The organism is Scopulibacillus daqui, from assembly GCF_016908855.1.
GTDB classification, from domain to species: Bacteria; Bacillota; Bacilli; order Bacillales; family Sporolactobacillaceae; genus Scopulibacillus_A; species Scopulibacillus_A daqui.
This window is the reverse complement of record NZ_JAFBER010000001.1, coordinates 16,604-39,641: the sequence shown is the minus strand read 5'-3', so window position 1 is coordinate 39,641 and position 23,038 is coordinate 16,604. Positions and strand designations below refer to the sequence as shown.

At 41.3% G+C, this 23,038-nt stretch carries 20 protein-coding genes; 4 read left to right on the top strand and 16 right to left on the bottom strand.

What is annotated here, in order from left to right:
- Positions 1–9: 9 nt before the first annotated feature.
- The 9 genes from JOD45_RS00200 to JOD45_RS00160 all read right to left on the bottom strand — a co-directional run bounded on the left by JOD45_RS00200 (position 10) and on the right by JOD45_RS00160 (position 7,552).
- On the bottom strand, positions 10–786 hold the full coding sequence (locus tag JOD45_RS00200) for an enoyl-CoA hydratase/isomerase family protein (protein WP_205001787.1): 777 nt from the start codon (positions 784–786) through the stop codon (positions 10–12).
- A complete protein-coding gene (locus JOD45_RS00195; RefSeq protein ID WP_205001786.1) occupies positions 779–1,084 on the bottom strand; it encodes an EthD family reductase in 306 nt (101 codons plus the stop codon). Before JOD45_RS00195 ends, JOD45_RS00200 begins: the two co-directional genes overlap by 8 nt.
- A 66-nt stretch (positions 1,085–1,150) precedes the next feature.
- Positions 1,151–1,732, bottom strand: a complete 582-nt coding sequence (gene paaD, locus JOD45_RS00190; protein WP_205001785.1) for a 1,2-phenylacetyl-CoA epoxidase subunit PaaD — start codon at positions 1,730–1,732, stop codon at positions 1,151–1,153.
- The gene (gene paaC, locus JOD45_RS00185) at positions 1,701–2,498 is read right to left on the bottom strand and encodes a 1,2-phenylacetyl-CoA epoxidase subunit PaaC (protein ID WP_205001784.1); all 798 of its coding nucleotides are present in this window, start codon (positions 2,496–2,498) and stop codon (positions 1,701–1,703) included. Before paaC ends, paaD begins: the two co-directional genes overlap by 32 nt.
- Positions 2,495–2,842, bottom strand: a complete 348-nt coding sequence (gene paaB, locus JOD45_RS00180) for a 1,2-phenylacetyl-CoA epoxidase subunit PaaB (RefSeq protein WP_205001783.1) — start codon at positions 2,840–2,842, stop codon at positions 2,495–2,497. The genes paaC and paaB overlap by 4 nt, the downstream gene beginning before the upstream one ends.
- A 27-nt stretch (positions 2,843–2,869) precedes the next feature.
- Entirely contained in the window at positions 2,870–3,844 is a 975-nt protein-coding gene (gene paaA, locus JOD45_RS00175; protein WP_205001782.1) for a 1,2-phenylacetyl-CoA epoxidase subunit PaaA, read from the bottom strand.
- Positions 3,845–3,957: 113 nt separating this feature from the next.
- Entirely contained in the window at positions 3,958–5,292 is a 1,335-nt protein-coding gene (paaK, locus tag JOD45_RS00170) for a phenylacetate--CoA ligase PaaK (RefSeq protein ID WP_380897638.1), read from the bottom strand.
- A 252-nt stretch (positions 5,293–5,544) separates the two neighbouring features.
- Positions 5,545–6,534 carry a lipoate--protein ligase gene (locus JOD45_RS00165; protein WP_205001780.1) on the bottom strand — a complete coding sequence of 330 codons (990 nt, stop codon included), beginning with the start codon at positions 6,532–6,534 and terminating at the stop codon, positions 5,545–5,547.
- Between the two features lie 31 nt (positions 6,535–6,565).
- Positions 6,566–7,552 (bottom strand): lipoate--protein ligase, encoded by a 987-nt coding sequence (locus tag JOD45_RS00160; RefSeq protein WP_205001779.1) that lies wholly within the window; start codon positions 7,550–7,552, stop codon positions 6,566–6,568.
- A gap of 278 nt (positions 7,553–7,830) precedes the next feature.
- Between JOD45_RS00160 and JOD45_RS00155 the strand changes: the two genes are divergently transcribed.
- Positions 7,831–9,423 (top strand): APC family permease, encoded by a 1,593-nt coding sequence (locus JOD45_RS00155; protein WP_205001778.1) that lies wholly within the window; start codon positions 7,831–7,833, stop codon positions 9,421–9,423.
- A gap of 174 nt (positions 9,424–9,597) precedes the next feature.
- Entirely contained in the window at positions 9,598–9,804 is a 207-nt protein-coding gene (locus tag JOD45_RS00150) for a methionine aminopeptidase (RefSeq protein WP_205001777.1), read from the top strand.
- Between the two features lie 91 nt (positions 9,805–9,895).
- Here JOD45_RS00150 and JOD45_RS00145 read toward each other — a convergent pair whose 3' ends face one another.
- The 6 genes from JOD45_RS00145 to hemE form a co-directional block, all read right to left on the bottom strand.
- Positions 9,896–10,342 carry a GNAT family N-acetyltransferase gene (locus tag JOD45_RS00145; protein WP_205001776.1) on the bottom strand — a complete coding sequence of 149 codons (447 nt, stop codon included), beginning with the start codon at positions 10,340–10,342 and terminating at the stop codon, positions 9,896–9,898.
- Positions 10,343–10,448: 106 nt separating this feature from the next.
- Positions 10,449–12,821: a YhgE/Pip family protein gene (locus tag JOD45_RS00140; RefSeq protein ID WP_205001775.1), complete on the bottom strand. Its 2,373-nt coding sequence runs from the start codon at positions 12,819–12,821 to the stop codon at positions 10,449–10,451.
- A 218-nt stretch (positions 12,822–13,039) separates the two neighbouring features.
- Positions 13,040–13,627, bottom strand: a complete 588-nt coding sequence (locus JOD45_RS00135; RefSeq protein ID WP_205001774.1) for a TetR/AcrR family transcriptional regulator — start codon at positions 13,625–13,627, stop codon at positions 13,040–13,042.
- 97 nt (positions 13,628–13,724) lie between these two features.
- Positions 13,725–15,095 (bottom strand): protoporphyrinogen oxidase, encoded by a 1,371-nt coding sequence (hemY, locus tag JOD45_RS00130; RefSeq protein ID WP_205001773.1) that lies wholly within the window; start codon positions 15,093–15,095, stop codon positions 13,725–13,727.
- Between the two features lie 2 nt (positions 15,096–15,097).
- Positions 15,098–16,039, bottom strand: a complete 942-nt coding sequence (gene hemH / locus JOD45_RS00125) for a ferrochelatase (protein ID WP_205001772.1) — start codon at positions 16,037–16,039, stop codon at positions 15,098–15,100.
- 14 nt (positions 16,040–16,053) lie between these two features.
- Positions 16,054–17,091, bottom strand: coding sequence for a uroporphyrinogen decarboxylase (gene hemE, locus JOD45_RS00120; RefSeq protein ID WP_205001771.1), 1,038 nt, complete (start codon positions 17,089–17,091; stop codon positions 16,054–16,056).
- 516 nt (positions 17,092–17,607) lie between these two features.
- Here hemE and JOD45_RS00115 point away from each other — a divergent pair.
- Positions 17,608–19,533 (top strand): protease pro-enzyme activation domain-containing protein, encoded by a 1,926-nt coding sequence (locus JOD45_RS00115; RefSeq protein ID WP_205001770.1) that lies wholly within the window; start codon positions 17,608–17,610, stop codon positions 19,531–19,533.
- 283 nt (positions 19,534–19,816) lie between these two features.
- Positions 19,817–20,791, top strand: coding sequence for an alpha/beta fold hydrolase (locus JOD45_RS00110; RefSeq protein WP_205001769.1), 975 nt, complete (start codon positions 19,817–19,819; stop codon positions 20,789–20,791).
- A 77-nt stretch (positions 20,792–20,868) separates the two neighbouring features.
- Here the strand turns inward: JOD45_RS00110 and JOD45_RS00105 are convergent, their stop codons facing one another.
- Complete coding sequence (locus tag JOD45_RS00105) at positions 20,869–23,025, bottom strand: transglycosylase domain-containing protein (protein ID WP_239548967.1); 2,157 nt, start codon at positions 23,023–23,025, stop codon at positions 20,869–20,871.
- Between the last annotated feature and the right edge of the window lie 13 nt (positions 23,026–23,038).

Here is a 23,038-nt window from a genome sequence, read left to right as displayed (position 1 = left end):
TCCCTCTCTTCATTGACCGCGAAATGCTGCGGGTCTTTTTTCAACAAAAGCTTCCATGCCTTCCTTCTGATCGCTGGAGGCAAATAGCAAGTAAAAGTTCTTCCGCTCGTATTGCATCGCTTCATAAACATTGGCATCAACGGCTTTATTAACCGTATCTTTAATAAGTCTGAGCGACAGCGGCGGTTTTTCTGCCAGCTTTTTGGCAAATCGTTCAGCTTCTTCAAAAAGCAGTTCTTCCGGAACAAGCCGGGTTATCAGCCCATAATGATTGGCGGCAGAGGCTTCCATCTGTTCGCCGGTGCACAGCCATTCGAGCGCCTTCGTCCTGCCCATCGCTTTGGTTAAACGTACGGTTCCGCCGGCTCCCGGCATGACGCCAAGATTCACTTCAGGAAAACCGAACCGGGCATTTTCTGCTGCGAAAATAAAGTCACAGCTTAAAGCCAGTTCGAAACCGCCGCCCAATGCAAAACCGTGAACCGCCGCAATCACCGGCTTTTTGATCAGGCTGATTCGGTCCCACTCAGCAAATTGGTTTAATAATTCAAGCTGTACCGGCGTATCATGAGCCATTTCGTCAATATCCGCCCCTGCAGCAAAAGCCCGCCCGCTGCCTTTGATTAAAATCACCCTGATATCATGATTATGGTCAAATTCAGCGAGCGCTGAGACGATTTCAGAAACCATTTGCCGATTAAGCGCATTTAAAACTTTAGGACGGTTAAGTTCAATATATCCAATTCCATTTTCTTGCCAAAAGTTAATGAACGACGGTTTACTCATCAACTTCCTCACCAATCATCATCGTAACGATATCGCCGGCAAATGACATGACATCTTTCGCAGAAGCCTTTGCTTCTTCCGTTTTCATAGCCTTTTTCAAAGCTTCGTGGCTTTCATAATACATTTCACAAAGCAAATAATATTCGCTTTCCCCCATTGGAGACCCCGTAATTTTTGTGACTTTCATTTTTTTAAGCCCGGGAATTTTCTTAGTAATCGGCGTGTGTACATTTTTGTAGTGCTCATCAAAAGCTTCCTTATCCTTCGGCTGTTTATAAAGTGCAATCATTTTGACCATCTTTCCTCAATTCCTTTCGTTTTAAGTTTAGAAGAATACCCCTAAATCCCGTACTAATATGAAATTTTAGTTAATTCCGACGGCAACAGGCTTCATTGCCTCAAAAGGGTTTTTGCAGTTTTTGCAATATAAAATGCTGCGGCAGGCAGTTGGCCCAAAAATGTTTTCCATCGTGACATAGGTTGAGCCGCAATATGGACAATCAATCTCCCACGGATCTCCTTCACGATGATGAGCCGGCGGAGGAGAAATCCCATAAGCTTTGAGTTTTTCGCGTCCCTCCGGACTAATTCTGTCTGTGGTCCACGGCGGATTAAAGACAAACTGGACATTGACGGTTTGAACACTATCAATCTTCGACAAAGCATCCTTAACTTCCTGTTCAATGATGTTTAAAGCAGGGCACCCGCTGAATGTCGGCAGAAGATGAATCGTTGCATGCCCCTCATTAATATCAATCTCCCCCAACACCCCTAATTCTGCAATGCTGATCGCCGGGAGTTCTGGATCCTTGACTGACTCTAAGACGCGGCGAATCTCTTCTATTAAATGATTCACTTGCTGTTCTTTAGCCAAGCTTTCACCTTCTTTCTTTTCCGCCGAGCCGTCTTTTGCATTACCAGCCTGCCGCTTCGGCGTCCGAAACATAAACTTCGCTTAAGGTGCTTAAGGCGTGCTCGAGATCCGGCGTATGGACACCGGCTCTTCCGTCTCCGCGCTTCATTTGCGGCTCTGTTACAAGTTTAAAATCAACAGATTGAAAATACTTTTGCATCCGTTCAGTAAAACGGGTCTTTAAGACTTCCTCATCTTCGATTAATCCGGCCTTAACCATTTCATCGCCGTACGGACCGAGCGTCAGCACGCCGCCGAAATCATCCCAAACTTTGAAAATAGCGGCCTCCATTTTCTTTCTGGCTTTCGCTGTGCTTGTCATTAACTGTTTAAACCAGACTTCCCAATGCATTAAGTGATAATATTGTTCTGTTAATATTTTTCTTGCGGCTTCAGACAGCGGCTCATAAGATGATTGTTTCAAAGATTCTAATCGAATCTTTTTTGAAACATCATAGAAAAAGTGCCTAATCACTGTAAAAGCCCAATCATATTGAGGAGACTCCAAATATTCGCCGGATCCGTTTCTTTCTTCTAAAATAATCGCGTTTCTATACTGCTCCGGTTTTCTTCTATGCGACAGGTCATCTGCTTTGCCCTCTCCCAAATCTTCAAGGAGTTTATAGTACATGGCGGCATGGCCCATTGTATCTTGATTAATCGACGAAAAAGCGACATCTTCTTCAATGTGCGGGGCAAGCCCAAGCCACTCCGACCCGCGATGGGCATGAATAAAATCATCGTCGGCCAATTGATATAAAAGTTCGGTCATTGCTTTGTTTTTTTCAGAAAAACTCATGCCTCCTTTTCCCCCTTCAGCCATTCATCTTTGCCTTTTTCTTTAAAAGCCCGCCACCTTCTGTTAAGGTCGGCATATCCTTTAGTTTCCCGGTAAGGTTTATCAAGCTTTTTCAATGCTTCTTTTTCGCTTTGCGCTAATTTTCTAATATTTGAGCGTTTGACAACCCATATATCAACAGCGGGCTCACGGCGGAAAAAGTTTTCCTTTGCCATAATGAGAGCCATTTCTTCATTCGGCGCAAGCAAACTGAATTGATGCTGAATAGGTGATCCATCCTTCTTTTTGCTGAACACTTCAAATTCCTCATAAAATGCGTCTGATTCATGATGATCCTTTTTCATGGTCAACCGCCTTTCGTTTCTTTCGTTTTATCCAACAGCTGCCGAACTAATATGGCCAAGCGCCTCTCTTACCCATTCATTTTGTTCATAGGAGCTTTGTCTTAAATGCAGCCGTTCATTCGTTTTCGGACCATTTCCGGAAACAATTTTCTTAAATTCGTTCCAATCAGGCTCCTTATAAATCCACTCTTGCTTGTCTTCATCAAAGCGAATCGTTTTATCAGGAATGTCCAGACCAATTAATTTCATCTTAGGGACATACTTTGTTAAAAATTCTTGCCTCAGCTGCTCATTCGTTTTCGTTCTTAACTTATATTTAATATTTTTATCAACATTGGAATGGCCGGTTTCGTTTTTCGATTTCGGCCCAAAGAACATTAATAAGGCATCCCACCAACGGTTAACGGCTTCTTGAAGCATTTGTTTTTGCTTATCGGTGCCTTCTGCCAGAGACAATACAAGGCTTTCGCCGTGCTTGGCATGAAACGATTCCTCTTGGCAAATCCGCTTTAATGCTCTTCCGTAAGGACCATAAGAAGTATCGAGCATCATCGTCTGCGATAGAATAGCCGCCCCGTCGACAAGCCAAGCAATAACAGCTGCATCCCCCCACGTCGGTGAAGGCATATGGAAAACATTATGAAACTTCAGCCGCTTTGAAAACAGATCCTGCATAATATTATCCCGGTTCTTCCCAAGCGGCTTCATAAGATCTTCAGCCACTCTTAAAAGCAGCTGCCCATGCCCCATCTCATCTTGAACTTTTGCCATAATGGCCAGCTTGCGGTTCAACGTCGGCGCTTTTGGGACCCATTCCTTCTCTGGAAGCGCACCCATAATTTCGCTGATCCCATGCATGGAAATCAAGCGAATCAGCGCCTGACGATAATCATCCGGCATCCAATCGTCCGCTTCAATTTTTTCACCGCGATTAATCCGTTCCATAAAATGTTGATATTTTTGCTCGTCATTCAATACGTCAAAAGTCAATTGTTCAATCAATTGATACACCACCCATATGACGTTAGTTTAACGTCATTATATTATAATGTTATATATTTTTCAAACGTTGAAGCTTTTTAGAATTTTTATGATATTTTCATCCACTCATTTTATTAAACTCTCCCGTCAGCAAGATCTTTTTTTCTTAGATCCGCAATTCTGACTGCCTTTCCCTCAGATCTAGGTATTGAACCAGGTTCCAATATATTCACATTAATCGAAATCAGGCATTTGCTTTTTAATAAATGGCAAACACGTCTTTTCAAATGAATAACAGCATCATGATTCAAATGATGCCCGATAGCTTGATAGACTTCGGGGCGAATTTCAACATTAAGCGATAATTCATCCAGCCGGCCCTTTTTAGACAGCTCTAACTGGTAATGAGGCTGCAATTCTTTAACCGTTAAGAGTACGTTCTCAATCTCAGATGGAAAAACATTCACGCCTCTTATAATAAGCATATCGTCGATGCGTCCCTTAACTCTGGACATCTTTGTTGTTGTTCTGCCGCAAGAACACTGTCCCTTTTTGATAGAGGCTATATCACCGGTACGGTAGCGAATCACTGGCATCGCTTCCTTCGTTAAGCTTGTGAAGACAAGTTCTCCGGTTTGGCCGTCCGGTACAGGTTCAAGGGTATCTGAATCAATCACTTCAACATAAAAAAGATCGTCCATTATATGTAAGCCATTTTGCTCTTGATAGCACTCAATAGCGACGCCGGGCCCCATCACTTCACTGAGTCCATAGATATCGACAGCTTTTATAGCAAGCTTTTCCTCCAGTTCATGCCTCATTTCTTCCGACCACGGTTCGGCACCGAAAATGCCGTATTTTAAGCTTGCTTTCCGCGGATCCTTTCCCATCCGTTCCATCGTATCGATGATATTTAGGATATAAGATGGCGTTCCGGTAATCACCGTCGGTTTAAAATCCTCAATCAACATAATCTGTCTTTCTGTGTTTCCGCCCGAAACAGGCACCGTGGCCATGCCAAGTTTTTCAGAACCGTAATGAATGCCGAGTCCTCCGGTAAACAAACCGTATCCGTAAGCATTGTGAAGCACCTCTCCCGGTTTTCCCCCGGCAGCAGCAATCGCCCTTGCCGCCGCTTCTGACCAATTTTCAATATCGCGGCGAGTATAACCTACAACTGTCGGTTTGCCGCTGGTCCCTGATGAAGCATGCAGCCGGATAATCTCTTTCTGGTCAACCGCAAATAGCCCGAACGGATACTGCTCCCGCAAATCTTTCTTTACAGTAAAAGGGAGCCGGGTGATATCCTCAAGCGACTGGATATCATCTGGAACAACGCGATGTTTTTCAAATGATTCACGATAAAAAGGCACTTTCTGATATGCTGTGCGAACCGTTTCTTTCAGCTTTTTCAATTGAAGCGCTTTCATCTCATTATGTGCCATTGTCTCCGCTTCTTTATTAAAAATCACACTGTCCACCTCTTTTATAAAATAAATCATTAATTATATATAACGTAAAATAATCGGTGGTTATATATCGTGTAATATATATATTAATCATAAAATTCTGCATAATAATTGTCAAGTTGTTCCGAATATTCATTAGTGTATGCGCCTCGTCCCTCATTCTTCTGGGGATGACAGTAAATAAATATGCCGATTCAAGAAAAAAAGGCCGCTCACATACAGGAGCAGCCTTCTATTGAAGCTCATAACGTTTTAAAACAGCATATTTACAAATTCTTCTTTGCTTATTTTTCCTAGATAATATGAAGCATCTATATCTGTTAACGCGTCCATCAAATCTTCACGTTTATACTTGACACCGACGAGCCGCTTCTCAATATCATGAATATCGCCCACTGCAAAAAAGTCCCCGAAGATGGCTGCTTGTTCTATCAAGCCTTTTTTTACTTCTAAGCGAACATCAACTTTTCCGGATGGAAAACGTTTGGTTTGTTTTACGTTAAATTCAGGCGATTTGCCGTATACCCAATCCCAATTGCGGTAACGCTTTTCAGCGATTTCCATAATTCTTTTCCAATCCTTTTCCGTCAGTTTATACTCCGGAATACCTTTCTCGCCTTCGAAAATGTATTGTAAAAGCATCTCTTTAAACTGATGAATGTCCATATCCTCTTTTAGATGGTCCCTAATATTAGTGACCCTGCTTCTCACCGATTTTATCCCTTTTGATAAATATTTCTCCGGATCAGGATTCAGCGCCTTCGCCACATTGTCTAAATTAACATCAAACATGAGCGTACCGTGGCTGAACATGCGGCCTCTTGTAGAGAATTGCGCGTTGCCGGATATTTTCTTGCCATCGACCAATAAATCATTTCGCCCTAAAAGCTCGGCGTTGACCCCCATATTGCGAAGAGCACGGACAACGGGTTCAGTAAACTTCTTATAATTATTAAAGCTGCTGCCGTCATCTTTTGTAATAAAGCTGAAGCTTAAGTCTCCCTCGTCATTATAAACCGCACCGCCGCCTGATAACCGGCGGCAAACCGTGACATTATTTTCCCTCACGTAATCCATGTTAATCTCTTCAACCGTATTTTGGTTCTTCCCGACGATAACCGTTGGCGTCATACTGTAAAATAACAGATAAGTTTCGTTAATATCAAGCTCGGTTAACGCGTATTCCTCGATGGCAAAGTTAATCGTGATATCCATAATATCCTGGTTATTAATATATTTCAAAAAGAAGCCCTCCTAAACCGATGAACACCAGCTAATAAATCAACTGAATAAAATCGTCCTTGGATATATCCCCAAAGTAATGCTTAACTTCAATATCATTCAATGCTTTGTCAATATCAGCCTTAGCATATTTTACACCTGTTAACCGTTCCTCAATATCACTGACTTCCCCGACGCCAAAAAAATCGCCGTAAATTTTGCAGCTTCGGATCACACCTCTTTCAACTTTTAAACGAACATCAATTTGTCCGACCGGGAACCGGTGCGAATGTTGAATATTTGAAGACGGCGATCTCCCGTAATTCCAGTCCCAATTTTTATAGCGTTTATTGGAAATGTCGTTAATGATTTTCCAATCTTTTTCTGTTAATCGATATTCTTGAACCTCTTGTCCGCCATAAATGCCTTCCAATATTTTTTCTTTAAACACTTCAATCGTCATTGGCTCGTCCAAATAATCCTTAATATTTGCAACACGATTGCGGATAGATTTAATGCCTTTCGATTCGATTTTCTCCATCTTTACGTTTAAGGCACGGACAACGTCTTCAATATTGGAGTCAAACATTAAAGTCCCATGGCTGAACATGCGTCCCTTAGAAGCAAATTGGGCATTGCCGCTTATTTTCTTTCCATCAGCCATAAGGTCATTACGGCCGGACAGTTCAGCATTAACCCCCATATCCCTTAAAGCGCTAACAACCGGATCTGTAAACCTCTTGAAATTATGAAAGTTGTCGCCGTCATCTTTCGTAATGAAACTGAAATTCAAATTGCCGCGATCATGGTAAACGGCACCGCCGCCTGAAAGCCTTCTGATCACATAAATGTTTTCGCGCTCAACAACATCGGTATTAATTTCTTCGATTGTGTTTTGATTTTTGCCAATAATAATTGAAGGATCATTAATATAGAACAGCAAGTATGTTTCATTTTGGTCAAGATAACGCAAAATAAATTCTTCTATCGCTAAGTTTACACTCGGGTCATGAATGTTTTGATTATCAATATAAATCATTTTTCCCCCTCCTATGAAGGAATAAATCATGGCTTAACAAGTCATAATATGACAGTATTTATATTATATATTTTGATCGGATGGCAGCAGCGCGAATTTAATCGTTTTTTCATGATTCATTATACCTAATCCAAAGCATTTAACGTCGAAAAAACTCGAAAAATATTAATTCTGACAGCTTTTAATCTTCCAACATTATGTGTTTTCGGGGACAGCGTTTACACAACGTGATAAAATACTTAACTGTGGACAATTTTCGACATCTCGGAGGTGATGACATGCAGAACAATATGAAGCGAAATATCGGCGCTTTCGCTCTTACCATGACCGGCATTGGTTCAATTATTGGCTCCGGCTGGTTATTTGGTGCTTGGAAAGCCGCAAAGCTTGCCGGCCCGGCAGCCATTTATGCGTGGATTATCGGAACAATTCTTATTTTATTTATAGGATTATCATTTGCAGAACTCGGGGGCATGTTCCCTGAAGCAGGCGGTATGGTTAGATACGGCCAATTCTCACACGGTTCTCTTGTCGGCTATCTGTCCGGATGGGCAAACTGGATAGCCATTGTTTCAGTTATTCCTGTAGAAGCTGAAGCCTCGACACAATATATCAGTTCTTGGCCTTTTGAATGGGCCCATTCTCTCTATGATGGCAAGGAATTGACAATCACCGGGCTATTCATATCAGCCTTGCTTGTCATTGTTTATTTCTTATTAAATTACTTTACAGTTTCCTTATTTGCTCGTGTAAATACCGTTATAACGATATTTAAATTTGTTATTCCGGCATGTGTTATTATCGGTTTAATTGTGACTAGTTTCAATGGACAAAATTTTACACATTACGGCGGCTTTATGCCAAACGGCTGGTCCGGCGTGCTCACAGCTGTATCGATTTCGGGCATCGTTTTTTCATTCAACGGCTTCCAGAGCCCGATCAATATGGCTGGTGAAGCAAAGAATCCTAACCGCAACGTTCCTTTAGCGGTTGTTTTATCAATTTTAATAGCAGGTGTTATCTACCTTTTATTACAAGTTACATTTACAGGCGGTGTGACGCCTGATATGCTTAAACATGGCTGGGCAAATATTAATTTGAACTCTCCTTTTGCGGATCTTGCAATGGCTTGGGGATTAAACTGGCTAGTCCTTTTGTTGTTTGCTGATGCTGTGGTATCGCCGTCTGGTACAGGTGTTACATATACTGCAACGACTGCACGAATGATTTACGGCATGAACCAAAATGGTTATTTCCCAAGCATTTTTGGCAAAGTAGACAAAAAATCAGGAATCCCTCGTCCTGCGATGTGGTTTAACATTTTCGTATCTTTCATTTTCCTGCTGCTGTTCAGAGGCTGGGGGCAATTGTCTTCGATCATTTCAATTGCGACTTTGATCTCTTATATGACAGGGCCTGTCTCAGTGATGGTTTTCCGCAGGCATAGAGAGTATCTCAAATCCCCGCTTAAAATTAAAGGGATGCCAATCATTGCACCGCTTGGATTTATTGCTTCTGCCTTGATCTTTTACTGGGGGTCTTGGCCGCTGACGGGTAAAGTAACCATGATTATTATTATCGGTCTGCCTGTCTACTTTTATTATCAATATAAAAACGACTTTGCAGGTTTTAAAAGGGACTTTAAAGCAGGTCTTTGGTTCATTTTCTTCCTCATTTGGATGATCTTCATTTCTTATATTGGAAGTGAAAAATTCGGCGGACTTAATATCATACCTTTTGGATGGGATTTCTTGGTAATTGGTGTTTCTGCTCTTATCTTTTATTTTTGGGGCGTACGAAGCGGCTGGGTTACAGAAGCCCTCAAACGAGGTAATGAACAAAACGATTCAACCGCTCCTAAAAATAATTAAATATCATCGCCAAACAACCCCTTTTGTATGAACGCAAAAGGGGTTGCTGCTTATTATAATACAAATGACTTTACCTCACAAGCATCCATTTCTCATAATTTTTCCCTAAATTCTGTATAAAGGACATGTTAATGCCGCAAACTGAACATAAACTTTTTTTCAGAGGTGATAACGATGGGCCTTATTAATGCTTATTCCAATTGGAAAACGAAAAGATATGAAAAACATCTAACCAAAATGCAGTCTTTAGGCAAATGCCCTGATTGCAATGGCAGAGGGTATATGACCATATTCGATTATGAATACGCAGCTCCTTACAATTGCTATGGCTGCAATGGAAGCGGTTTATATACTGATTGGGAAGAAAAAGAGACAGAATAATCATGTGCTATACCTCATATTAAACGTGATATGATTCCGATGTCATGCCATCTATAAGCTGCCGCCGTTAATTCACATCCAGAAAATTCAATCATTTTTCTGCCGCTGCTTTTCCCCCTAAGGCTTCATAAAAACGGCGGGATTGATTATCCTGCAAAACCCAAACAATCATCGAATGAAAACCTGCCTTTTTCAGTTTCTCTGCAACTGATTTGAACAGCATCCTGCCGATTCCTTTTCCTTGATATTCTTTCAAGATATAAATGGCATATAACTTACCGGTGCCATCTTCATATTTTCCTGTTCTTTCTTTTCCACCGTCCGCAAATCCTATAACCTGACCGCATGTATTTTCGGCAATAAAAGTGATATGATTTTCATGAGTTAGAATATCCCTCCACTTTTTTCTTCTCTTTTCCTCAGTTAATTGATTTAAATAACTGGCTGGAATAATATTTTGATAAGTTGTCCTCCAGCTGTTTATGTGAACTATAGCCATTGCTGCAGCATCTTTCGGCGAAGCCTTTCTTATTTTCATAAACCTCTCCCCCCTTTTTGCCGTTTATGATAATAATAAATCATACTATATTTTCAAAACAAAAATAACGCCCCGGATAAACATCCGAGGCGTCAAAATTCAATTCTTAAACGGCCATATTCTCTTGACCTTCAGCTTCGTTCTTTCTGAGTTTCCGATTGTGCAGCGTAAAGAAAACAATGCTTGCGGCCAACATCACAATTAGGAAAACAGCCAAGATAAGCGCGTTATGCTTCAGCATGTCTGTTTGATGACCAGCGATAATGTTTCTAAATCCTGCAATACTGTAGTTCATCGGCAGCCATTGCGGAATGCTTTGCAATGGTTTTGGTATTAATTGGACTGGATATGTGCCGCCTGTTGTTGTCAATTGCAAAATCAGAATGATGATGATGCAGAAGCGTCCCGGGTTGCCGAACGCGCCGGCGAAGAACTGAATCAATGCCATAAATGTTAAGCTTGCTAAAATACTAAATAAAATAAATATCATCGGCTGATCGACTTTCAGTCCTAAACCAAATAAGACAATGACGTCAGCAATAAGGGCTTGCACAATACCCATAACAGCCATCACGAAATATTTTCCTAGAGCCCAGCTGATGCCTGTTCTTGGTTTTAGAGCAGGTTCCCTTAAGTCGTAGATAATAGTTAACATGACCGCCCCAACAAATAATCCTAGCGACAAGAAGTAAGGAGCCAGACCGTATCCGTAATTATTGACATTTGAATGTGTTTTGTTGTGCAAGTCAATAGGTTTGGCAAACATATCTGCATGCTCATTATTTTTTGGTATACTTTCAGTTTGCTTATGCGCATCGCCAAGTTGAGTGTGCAAGTCTTCATTGCCCTTATGGAGATCAGAAACACCGTTGGCTAATTCTGATGTTCCGCTGCCAATTTGATTGGTGCCGTTAGTTAAGGCCGACATACCGTTAGACAGCTGTCCGATACTGTCATTCAGTTTCTTGCTGCCGTCTATTAATTGGTTCTCGCTGCTGTTTAACTTCTTGATGCTGGAAGTTAGCGTTGACCAATTTTGTTTAAGAGAATTTGTGCCGTCAGCAAGTGTTTTAGCCCCTTGCGATAGTTGTCCAGTTGAGTCCGGCAGTTGATTAACTTTCTTTTGGAACTGCTCCATGCCGGAAACGACTTGATTTTGTGCATCTTCCAGCTTTTTAAAGCCATTCACTAATTCATTCTGTGCTGATGCCAGCTGGCTTGCATTTGAAACCAATTGTTTGACTTTGTCGCTGACTCCCGGCTGTTGAATGTCAGCAAGCGCTTGCTTCGTTTTATCTCTGACTTGATTGATAACGCCATTTTCATTCTGGCCCGCTTGCATGATCTTTTGGAAATCCGGATCTTTAGCAATATCAGGATGATTTTTTGCGTAATTCTGTATCGCAGCCGCAAGTTGATCGCTGTTATCTTTTGCTTGGCCAACACCGTTAACAATCTGGGTTAATTGCTGCATGTTATCGCCAAGTTTATTAATGATCGGCTGTGCTTGAGCAACGCCATTTTGGAAAGCTTGAACCGCTTGTTGTTCTTTTTCAAGTCCAGCGCCGATTTTCTCCATATTGGCTTTAATTTGTTCTGAACCGTTTGTCAGCTGCGAGTGAGACTCTGATAACTGATTCATCCCTTGATTTAATTCTTGCAGTTTGCTGGATAGCGTGTTTGCCCCATCAGCAAGCTTTTGTATTTCATTTGTTTTGGACTGGGTTTGTGAATAAAGTTCTTGCGTGCCGTTTGATAGAGCCGTTAAGCCTTGATGCAATTGGCCTGATCCTTGAGCAATTTGGTTCGTGCCGTTTGATAATTGCTCACTGGCGCTTGCTAAATCAGACACGTGCTTTCTCAGAGCATTGATGCCTTTTTCAGCATCACTGCTGCCATCTGCCAATTTGCCGGCGCCTTTGCTTGCTTTATTAAGTCCATCTGAAAGTTCGTCTAATTGGCGATACATCACTTTGGCAAATGTTTCTGTGATTTCATTTCCCGCTTTATTTTTAACCTCTTTGGCGCCTGATTCACTCATGATAGAAGCAATATAGTTATAATCCGAATTTAATTGATAGTTGAGCGGCAATTTTTTTACTTTATCATCATTAATCGTTGTAGCGTTTTTGGAGAATTTCTCCGGTATCGTAATGATCATAAAATATTTATTATCTTTAAAGCCTTTGTCCGCTTTATCACCATCAACAAAATGCCAATCAAAACTCTTATTGCTCTTTAATTGATCGACTAAATCATGGCCGATATTGACACGTTCACCTGCCAGCATGGCGCCTTTATCATTATTAACGACAGCAACCGGCAAATCCTGAGTATTTGAATACGGATCCCAAAAAGCCCATAAAAACATACCGCAATAAATAATAGGTATTAAAGCAACGCCAATCATCGCAATTAATATTTTGGGCTTTTTACCAATAGATGCGAGTTCGGAAATAAAAAGACGAATCGCATGCACTTGCACCACCACCTTAATAAGGATTATTGACCAATATAGTCATTTAGTCAGTTTGGCTGCAAATATACCCCCTATTTCTGCCAAGGGGATTTTACTTACACTTTAAATTATGGCTGAGCAGTAAAGCAACATCTATATGAAAAGCTTTAATGCAGCTTTAAAAAGATAAAAATAAACATCGGTGCACGGGCCCTTCTCTTCAAATATGCGGGCCGATCTCAACACGTTTTTTTATTTTTTTCAAGACCATTCGCAAAGTACAGATCAAACAAGCTGGCAATTTCCTCTTTATCTAAAGGTTCGTGCCGCTGTTCCCACTCAAAAACGATCGCAATATAAAGCCTCAGCATGACAAACGCAGTTAATTTCGGATCACACTTGACAAGCTCCCCCTTATCGATCGCTAACTGAATATGTTTTTCTAAAAAAGATAGGATGGCATCTTCAAATTTGCCTAAAGCTTGTTTTGCCGGCAAGGTTCCAAACTCTTTGACTTCTTGGGTTATTTTAATTGTAAATTGATGTTCTTTACGAAAAGATAAGATTTCGTAAAGTGCACGGTGCAAATTAACAAAAAAGGGGTCATTTTCGTCAATAGCTGCTTCGGCAATGACTTTCATACGTTGAATAAATTGATCAATGATTTCATTAAATAATTCCTCTTTATTTTTGAAAAAGGTATAAATCGTCCCCTTGCCGACATTGGCAATTTTGGCCACTTGATCCATTGTTGTTCCTTTATATCCAAAAAGCGCAAACGACCTTTCTGCTGCTTTTAGAATACTTTCTTTTCGCCCGCTCATCAAAGACCCACCTTTATGACTAAATGAACATTTTGGTCAATTCGTTCTGCAAGTAATAATATATCATGAAACAAACCGGTAAACAATAAATGATTACCGGTTAAATTTTAATTTTGCTTAGAGAATGAATAACTTGAGTGGATGCCTCTTTGCCTTGTTTGATACAGTCAGGCAATCCGACACCTTCGTATGATGCACCAGCTAAATAAACGTTTGGGTAATCGCTTTGCAAGCGCCCCCTTATATCGTTCAGCCATCGCATATGCCCCACTGGATATTGAGGCATAGCTTTCTCCCAGCGGCTGACGACAGAAAAATGAGGCTGCCTTTTAATATTAACCACCGTCTTTAAATTGTCTAAAGCTGTCCTAACCATCTCTTCATCAGAAAGGTGAATGATCTTATCGTCGCCTGCTTTGCCGAGATAACATCTTATCAAAGCTTTGCCTTCGGGAGCAGTGTGCGGCCATTTCATATGTGTCCAGGTTGAGGCTGTAATGGATATGGGTTCCCTTCTTGAAACGACAAATCCTGTACCTTCTTTGTCCATCTGAACATCCTTTTGATCAAAGGCCATTGCAATCGTTGCGACTGACGTATTCGGATCCGCTTCGTCATTTTCCAAATAAGGCGCTTTAAGCAGTTCTGCTGTTATTTCATGAGGTATGGCAAAAATAACGGCATCCGCCCAAAGGTTTTGGCCGTTGGATAATCGCAATGAATAGTGTTGATCTTGCTTATCGAAGCCAACAACTTTGACGCCTGTTATGAGAGCCGTTTGAGTTAAAGAGGCTGCGAGCTTATCAATTAAACGGCTTAAACCGCTCTTTAACGTCGCAAACTTGCTTTCATTTGTTTTTTTCGGCGCCTTAAGACCTGCAATCAAGCTGCGCAATTCTTTTTCTGCTTTAATAAATTGCGGCTGGGTAGCTTGCAGGCTTAATTTGTATATATCACCGGCATATATGCCTGATAATAATGGACTAATAATATGGTCTACCATCTCTTCCCCTAGACGATATTTAAAAAACTCTCCGACAGAGATATCATCAAATGCCGGCATTCTCGGCAAAATCAAATCATTAAGGGCTCTTATTTTTCCGTCATCGGACAGCAGTGTCGTTTCCATAAGCGTTCGAATGCTCGTCGGCACACCCATAACAGACCCTTCCGGAATCGGGTGAAGCCCGCCGTCTTTTAAAATATAAGACTTCCCCGTATGATTCGAAACAACATCATCTTCCAAGCCCAAATCCTTAATCAATTCAAGCGCTTCTTTTTTTCTTTTTAGAAATGAATCCGGTCCTCGTTCGATAACAAATCCGTCTTGATAAACAGTTTGTAATTTTCCGCCAAGTGTATCGTTGGCTTCTACAAGTGTTATGTTAAGCGTTTTATCTTGTTTTTGAAGATAATAAGCGGCTGACAGCCCTGTCAAACCGCCCCCCGCGACAACAACGCGTTTCCCCATTATTATTCACTTCTTTCAGCCATTTTTTTCAGTACGACTGTTGCCAGCGCATCTATAAATTTGGGATGAGCATTAGGCATCTCTGGACGATAATAGCGGGCGCCTAATTCATCTGTCACGGCTTTGCATTCGTAATCATTATCATAAAGCACTTCGAGATGTTCCGCGACGAATCCAACCGGGCAATAAATGAATATCTTGTACCCCTCATGTTCATATAAATCTCTGGTTAAATCTTGAACATCTGGACCTATCCATGGATCAGGCGTATTACCCGCGCTTTGCCATCCGAGAGCCCAATGCTTGATATGTGCTTTTTCACTAATCAGTTTCGCTGTTTCTTCTAATTGCGCCGGATACGGATCATCTTGATTAATCATTTTTTCCGGAAGGCTGTGTGCAGAGAAAATGACAACAGCCTGTTCCTGTTCACTTTCAGGAATGTCTTTAAAAGTATGATGAATTTGATCCGCCCAAAATTGGATAAACTTTGGTTCTTTATACCAGCTTTCAATAGAGATGATTTCCGGTCCGCCGATTTTTTCTGCAGTCTCTTTCGCCCTTTGATTATAGGATTGAACGCTGAATTTGGAAAAATGCGGAGCGAGAACAAGGCTGACCGCCTTTTTAATGCCATCTTCATGCATGCTTTTCACAGCATCCTCAATAAATGGATGGATATGCTTTAAACCGATGTAGACTTTAAATTCATAATCACTCTGGCATTCATTTAAACGTCTTTCTAGTCCTTCCGCTTGATCTTTTGTAATCTTCGCCAAAGGCGATGTGCCGCCGATTGACTGATAACGCTGCTTCAAATCTTCGAGATGCTCGTCAGAAGGCCGCCTGCCATGGCGAATGTGTGTATAGTAAGGTTCAATATCCTCCGGCTTATAAGGCGTTCCATAAGCCATAACCAGTAATCCTATACGCTGTCTGTTCAATGTCAACACTCCTGTTAATTTTTGCTCGTATAATCATGGACAAAATCAGTTAATTTTTTTAATGTATCAACACTTGCAGATGGAAAAATGCCATGTCCAAGATTAAAAATATACCCCGGCCGGCTGATCCCTTGGTCAATGACTTTTTTGGCGCGTTCTTTCAATAATTCAAAAGGAGCCAAAAGCAAAGAAGGATCGAGATTGCCTTGCAGCGGCTTGTCTATTCCCAATGCCCTCACTTTATCAAGTGAAATTCGCCAATCAATGGACAAAACATCAGCCGGCAGCTTGTTCCATTCCTCAAGCAAGTGGCTCGAACCGCTGCCGAAATAAATGGACGGTACGTTGGTGTTTTCCTTTAACGTCTTAAAAATACGCGTCATTGTAGGTGCTATATATTCTTTATAGTCTTCGGCACTTAACGCTCCCACCCAAGAATCAAAGACTTGAACAGCTTGCGCGCCTGAATGAATCTGCGCTTGCAAATAAGACACTGTCACTTCCGCAAGCTTATCCATCAAAGCTTGCCATTCCTTCGGTTTAGAGTACATAAATCCTTTTGTTTTGTGGTACCCCTTTGACGGTCCGCCTTCTATTAAATAGCTGGCCAGAGTGAACGGCGCCCCGGAAAAACCGATCAATGGGACATCCAACTGGTTTCTTAAGAGTTTAATGGTGTCCAGTATATATGGGACATCCTCCTCAGGCTTCAAATCTTTTAGTTTTCCGATATCTTGCAAAGATGAAATTGGATTATCAATGACCGGGCCAATGCCTTCTACAATATCAACATGAACACCAATTGGCTTTAAAGGTGTCATAATATCGGCAAATAAAATGGCCGCGTCAACACCAAGCTGCTCAACCGGCAATCGAGTCACTTCAGCACAAACTTCGGGATTTTCATTAATTTCAAAAAAGGAGTATTTTTCCCTAATGGCTCGATATTCCGGCTGATAACGTCCCGCTTGTCTCATATACCAAACAGGAACATGCGGCACCTCTTCCTTTCGGCAAGCCTTTAAAAACGTATCATTAAATTTTTTACCCATAAAACACCCTTCCTCATCCAATACAATACGACGCGCTTAAAAAGGGGCCGAAAAACTTCTTCATGAACAATCTGCCCGCTTCCCCTTTTTAAACAACCTCTTTACATTCAATATCCATTTTATCTGAAAGTCCTTAACCATGCATTTGATAAACATAGGTATTTATTGAAAAATGATAAAGATGTTCATAAAATAGACCTGTTTTTTCCTTAAATTCCCTTAATTAATCTCTTTTAAATCATCATACCAACCTTATTGTAGGCATCGGATAATGTTTCAATGCGTTTACGCAACAAAAAGACTAGTTCTTTTGTATTATTACAGCGTTTTCTATCGGTTTATTAGTCCATTATCACTATTTCTTGTTCTCCATTAATTGGTGTATGATGGTAATATATTCAGACTATTTTAAAAATGGGTGAAGGGGGGATAAATGATAGATTTTAATCATTTAACAGATTTGCTTTATTTTTCAAGAAGGTCTGATTTAAATTATGATTTGAGAGGTGAACACCGGTGAAGAAAATAACAAATAAAGTGTTGTCGGTTGTTGCTGCCGGAACACTGCTGCTCGGTGCTGCGCCATCTCTTGCATCCGCTCATACATCAAAAGTTCAGTCTATCCCGCAAGGCACTGGCTCAGCAGTACTTCAAAATGCAAACTATTTTGGCGATCTTGATCCAAACACAAAAATGACCGTTGATATCATAATGAAACTGCACAATAAAAAAGCACTTCAGCATTATATTAATGAAACAGTTACGCCTGGCGCCCATAAGTACCGAAAGTATTTAAATACTCATCAATTTAAGGCAAAGTATGGGGCCCATCCCAATGAAGTTAAAGCTGTAACCCATTATCTCCGCAAATTCGGCATTTCCAGTAAAGTATATGATAATAATCTCGTTATTACTGCTACCGGAACCGTTGACCAATTTAATAAAGCTTTCAGCGTCGATATCAAAAAAGCAAAATTCAATGGAAAACGCTTCCACGCAACAAAGAAACAGCCTAAAGCACCTCAGGAAGTGGCCGATCATATTCTCGCAATTTTGGGGCTGAGCGATTATTCGGACTTTAAATCACTCGCTGTTAAAAGGCCTGTATCTATTAAACAAAAAGGCCATTCTCCAAAAGGGCCTCTTAGTTTGGAACCAAAAGATTTAATTAAGCACTACAATGTACAGCCGCTGTACGATAAAGGCGCTAAAGGACAAGGACAAACCATCGGTATCGTTACGCTGGCTGATTTTAATCCTGAAGATGCTTATTCGTTCTGGAAAAAAGAAGGCATTAAAGTTAAACCAAACCGCATTAAAGTAACCGATGTTGACGGCGGGTCCGATTGGAACGGTTATGATGAAACAACGCTTGATGTTGAACAATCCGGGGCGCTTGCTCCTATGTCGAACATTAATGTCTATGTCGGTCCAAATACTGATCCTGGATTTGTCGACGCATACGCAAAAGCTATTAACGATAATAAGGCTAAACAAATTTCTGTCAGCTGGGGACTCAGTGAAACCGCCATTATTGATTCGGTTAAGCAGAAGGTAGAATCGCCTGAGTACGCTGAAGTCTTCAATCAACTTTACATGCAGGCTGCTGCCCAAGGCATATCCATGTTCGCAGCAGCAGGGGATGCGGCTGCTTATGATGCGACCAGAACCCCCGGCACTTTTCAGCTGTCTGTCGATAATCCAGCCGACAGCCCATATGTAACTGCTGCCGGCGGAACAACATTGCCATGGCATACAACAACAAATACCGGAGTTAAGGTTTCTGTCGATAAAGAACGTGCATGGGGCTGGGACTATCTGTATAAATACTTTGATTCATTAGGCTATAATAACCCAGAGGGCTGGGCGAAAAAATACTTTTCCGGCGGAGGCGGCGGTTTCAGCACCTTCTTTGCTACGCCTGACTATCAGAAAGGCGTACCCGGCGTTAATTCGTACACGGCTGTTAAACAATGGGAACCAAGCAGTGATTACACATCTGTTAACCGGGTAACGCCAAAAATTGTTAAAGGCACTGGAAAAGGAAGAAACATGCCTGACGTTTCAATGAATGCTGACCCATATTCGGGATATAAAGTATATGTGAGCGATCCGGGCAAACCTGGCTCAAACAGTAAATGGGCCGTATACGGCGGGACAAGCTTCGTGTCGCCGCAGCTTAACGGATTAACCGCATTAATCAACAGCGCTTACCATACTCAGGTCGGTTTTTGGAACCCGCAAATCTATCAATTTGCTAAAGAAAAAGATTCACCGTTTAAACCGTTAAATACAACCGGATTAACAAACGACAATCTATTCTATACAGGTACCAAAGGCACTGTTTATAATCAAGCGACAGGGCTCGGTGTGCCGGATGTTGCTTCATTAGCTGACCACTTTGCACACCAATGGGCCAAACCAGGACCAATGCACCGTTAGTCAAAATATCCACAATAAGCAGCATCAATGAAAATGAGAACCAATCAGCATCGCCAACTCAGCGCTAATTAAATATTCTATCATATAAAGCCTCCGGAACCCGGGGGTTTTATATTTTATATATAAATAATGTTAGTATATATATGAAAGGCTTATATTTAGGAACAATAGCTTTCCCTAAACTGGCGCCGAAACGAGAAGAACGAGAGATTTTTTGAATATCTTTGGCAAAGGCCTCTTGTACGGCAAGCATTTCGAACATCATCTAATAGGAGATTAAATGATGCTGACAAGAAAAACACCAAAAGAAAAAAAACATCATAAAGGGATTACAGCGCTAAAAAAAATAACCATCGGCGGAGCCGATCAATGGATATTGATGCGCGGCGCTAACCGCTCAAATCCTATCCTGCTCTTTGTGCACGGCGGTCCCGGAGCTGCGCAAATTGGATTTGCCCGCCCTTTTCAAAGCGATCTTGAAAAACATTTCATTGTCGTTAACTGGGATCAGCGCGGTGCCGGATTATCCTATTCTAAACATTTAACGGCAGCTTCGATGACCATTAATCAATTTGTCTCAGACTTATTGGAAATTGTCCAATGGCTGCTTAAAACATTTAAGCATGAAAAAGTTTATCTAGTCGGCCATTCTTGGGGTTCAATCATTGGCATGTTAGCCGTTCAAAAACGCCCGGAATGGTTCTACGCCTATTTTGGCGTCGGTCAAGTTGCGGATATAAACAAAGGCGACTTTATTTCTTATAAATATACATTGCGCTGCGCTGAAGAAAGCCAAAATAAAAAGGCTATTTGCGAGCTTCAATCCATTGGCGAACCGCCTTGGCATCAAGTTAAACACGAACGCATTCACCAAAAATGGCTTAAAAAATTCGGCGGTCTCTATAAGCAAAAACAATTAATGGCTAAATTTTCAAAACATATGCTTTTTAATCCTGAATATCATTTGACCGACCTTTTCAAACATATTAAAGGCCAGAAATTCAGCATGAGCCATATGTACAAGGAAATGAGCACGATTAATCTTGCTGAACAAGTGACAGAAGTGCAAGTGCCGGTCTTTTTTTGCATCGGCAGACACGATTATCTCACGCCGTTTGAGTTGGCTGAAGCCTATTTTAAAGTCCTTAAAGCGCCGCAAAAGGGTTATATTTGGTTTGAACATTCCGCTCACTCGCCTCACTTTGAGGAATACGAAAAATTTAATGATTTTTTAATCAAACATGCTGTCTATCATTAAAAAATCCGATTTCCAGCTTGTAAGCAGAAATCGGATTTTTTTATTATCATTTTTTTAAAATATGTTTTCCAATTTTATTACCCTCGCAAAAACTTTGGCACCCAATCTACTTTTTCTTTAGAAGATGGTTTTCCTTCATGCTTCGTTTGCGGATTATATGGCACCACTTCAAATGAACCTGAATGCAGAGGATTAATATAGTCGGCAACAAATTCACCCTTACCTGTTACCTCGCCAATCTGAGTTTTCGTTCCATCTTTCATTTGATAAATATGATAAACAACGCGATCATCCTTAAGAGGCGTCCAAGTCAGCTTGACCGCCGGCAGCCCCATATGGCCAATCGTGCCGTCAGCCCTTAAGTCCGTTATTTTCCCTAACCGGATCGGTGTATCCAAACTGTCCACACCCGATGGTTTATGGAATGAGAGATTTTGTTGGTCAGGCAAATCGTTAATAATATCTTTAAATAACATCGCCGCATCTCCGCTTCCGCCTGTTAAATATTGTTCTTTCGTTGTTTTATCATATCCAATCCATACAGCGCCGACAGCCCGCGGTGTGTAGCCGGCAAACCACGCGTTTCCCAGACCTTTTGTTCCATAAGCTGTCGATCCCGTCTTTCCTGCAAGCGCGGTATTGACATGCCCTTGTTTTCCGGTTCCGTTTTTAACGACATTTCTAAGCATTTCCGTCATATACCAAGCTGTCTGCTTGCGAAAGACTTTCGTTGTATCCGTTTTAGCATGGGCAACTAAGTCGCCATTGCTGTCATAAATGGCCTGAATAAAATAGGGCTTCACCTTAGTTCCGTTATTTGGAAATGAACTGAAAGCTTCCGTCAATTGCAGCGGCGTTACACCTTCTTTGAGACCGCCAAGTGCAATCGCAAGACCCCGGTCAGGAATTCTTAATCCCAACTTGTCAAGATATTGTTTGCTGTAATCTACACCCATTTGATTTAACAACCATACGGCCGGTGCATTAGCAGAAATCGTCAAAGCATCATACATCGTCATTTTTCCGGTGTACACATGATTATAATTTGTCGGTGTATAGTCGTGATATTTGTGATACGTTATTTTTTTATCGGTTAAAAGCGAGTATGGCTGATATTTTCCTGAATCGAGCGCTGGCCCGTATACAGCCAAAGGTTTGAAGGTTGATGCGGGCTGTCTTTTGATATCCACACGATTCAGCCCTTTTCTGACATAATCCCGTCCGCCTTGAACAGCCATGACTCCGCCTGTTTTTGGATCCATTAAGACGAAAGCGCCCTGCGGAGACTGATGAGGGTTTGACCCGCGAAAATACTTGTTATCTTTAAAGCGTTCATAAGAAGCTTTTTGAGCCTCGATATCCATCGGTACAACAATTTTATATCCGCCTGTTAAAACTTCTCTATTAGAAAGATGATATTTCTTTTTAGCCTCATCCAAAACCATATCAATATAAGTGTAATATTCCGGCTGGTCGGTTTTCTTTTCAATATTCAGCCCAAGCGTCTTCCCTTTCAGCCTTACTGCTTCTTGAGGCGAAATATAGCCTTGTTTAGCCATTAACGATAGAATTAAATTTCTGCGCTCCAATGATTGTTTTGGATGAGCAACCGGAGAATACTGCACCGGCGATTTCATTAAAGCTGCAAGCGTCGCTCCTTCTTCAACCGTCAAATCACTGACATCTTTATTAAAAAAGTATTTTGACGCGGCTTGAATGCCGTAAGCCCCTTCCCCGAAATAGGCTTGGTTAAGATACATCTCCAAAATTTGCGGCTTGCTGTAGCGCCTTTCAAGCGTGAGCGCAATAATCATCTCTTTTACCTTTCTAAACACCGATTTCTGGCTCGTTAAAAACACCCGTTTCGCTAATTGCTGGGTAATTGTGCTTCCCCCTTGCGCTTTACTTCCTGTTAAAATATCTTTTCCAAGCGCCCGGAAAATGCCTCTGACATCAATCCCATGATGTTTATAAAAGCGTGTATCTTCAGCCGAAACAAAAGCTTCTTGAACGTGTTTTGGAATTTGGTCGATAGAGACAGGCTTTCGGTTTTCTATAAATAAACTCGAAATCGTATGACCGTTTTCATCGACAATTTTCGATGCAGTATCCATCACAAGGTCTTGTTTGTTAATCATTAAGTCTCCGGCAAAAATGATAACAATATAGCCAAAAATTCCTAAGATAAAGACCCCTAAAATCAGTTCAAAAGCAATCAGAACTTTTTTCAGCAAACCTTCACCTCCC

Coding starts and splice junctions, on each gene's coding strand:
- JOD45_RS00200 (WP_205001787.1), bottom strand. CDS start 786: ATGAGTAAACCGTCGTTCATTAACTTTTGGCAAGAAAATGGAATTGGA.
- JOD45_RS00195 (WP_205001786.1), bottom strand. CDS start 1,084: ATGGTCAAAATGATTGCACTTTATAAACAGCCGAAGGATAAGGAAGCT.
- paaD (WP_205001785.1), bottom strand. CDS start 1,732: ATGTTTCGGACGCCGAAGCGGCAGGCTGGTAATGCAAAAGACGGCTCG.
- paaC (WP_205001784.1), bottom strand. CDS start 2,498: ATGAGTTTTTCTGAAAAAAACAAAGCAATGACCGAACTTTTATATCAA.
- paaB (WP_205001783.1), bottom strand. CDS start 2,842: ATGAAAAAGGATCATCATGAATCAGACGCATTTTATGAGGAATTTGAA.
- JOD45_RS00160 (WP_205001779.1), bottom strand. CDS start 7,552: ATGATTTATATTGATAATCAAAACATTCATGACCCGAGTGTAAACTTA.
- JOD45_RS00155 (WP_205001778.1), top strand. CDS start 7,831: ATGCAGAACAATATGAAGCGAAATATCGGCGCTTTCGCTCTTACCATG.
- JOD45_RS00150 (WP_205001777.1), top strand. CDS start 9,598: ATGGGCCTTATTAATGCTTATTCCAATTGGAAAACGAAAAGATATGAA.
- JOD45_RS00145 (WP_205001776.1), bottom strand. CDS start 10,342: ATGAAAATAAGAAAGGCTTCGCCGAAAGATGCTGCAGCAATGGCTATA.
- hemY (WP_205001773.1), bottom strand. CDS start 15,095: ATGGGGAAACGCGTTGTTGTCGCGGGGGGCGGTTTGACAGGGCTGTCA.
- hemE (WP_205001771.1), bottom strand. CDS start 17,091: ATGGGTAAAAAATTTAATGATACGTTTTTAAAGGCTTGCCGAAAGGAA.
- JOD45_RS00110 (WP_205001769.1), top strand. CDS start 19,817: ATGCTGACAAGAAAAACACCAAAAGAAAAAAAACATCATAAAGGGATT.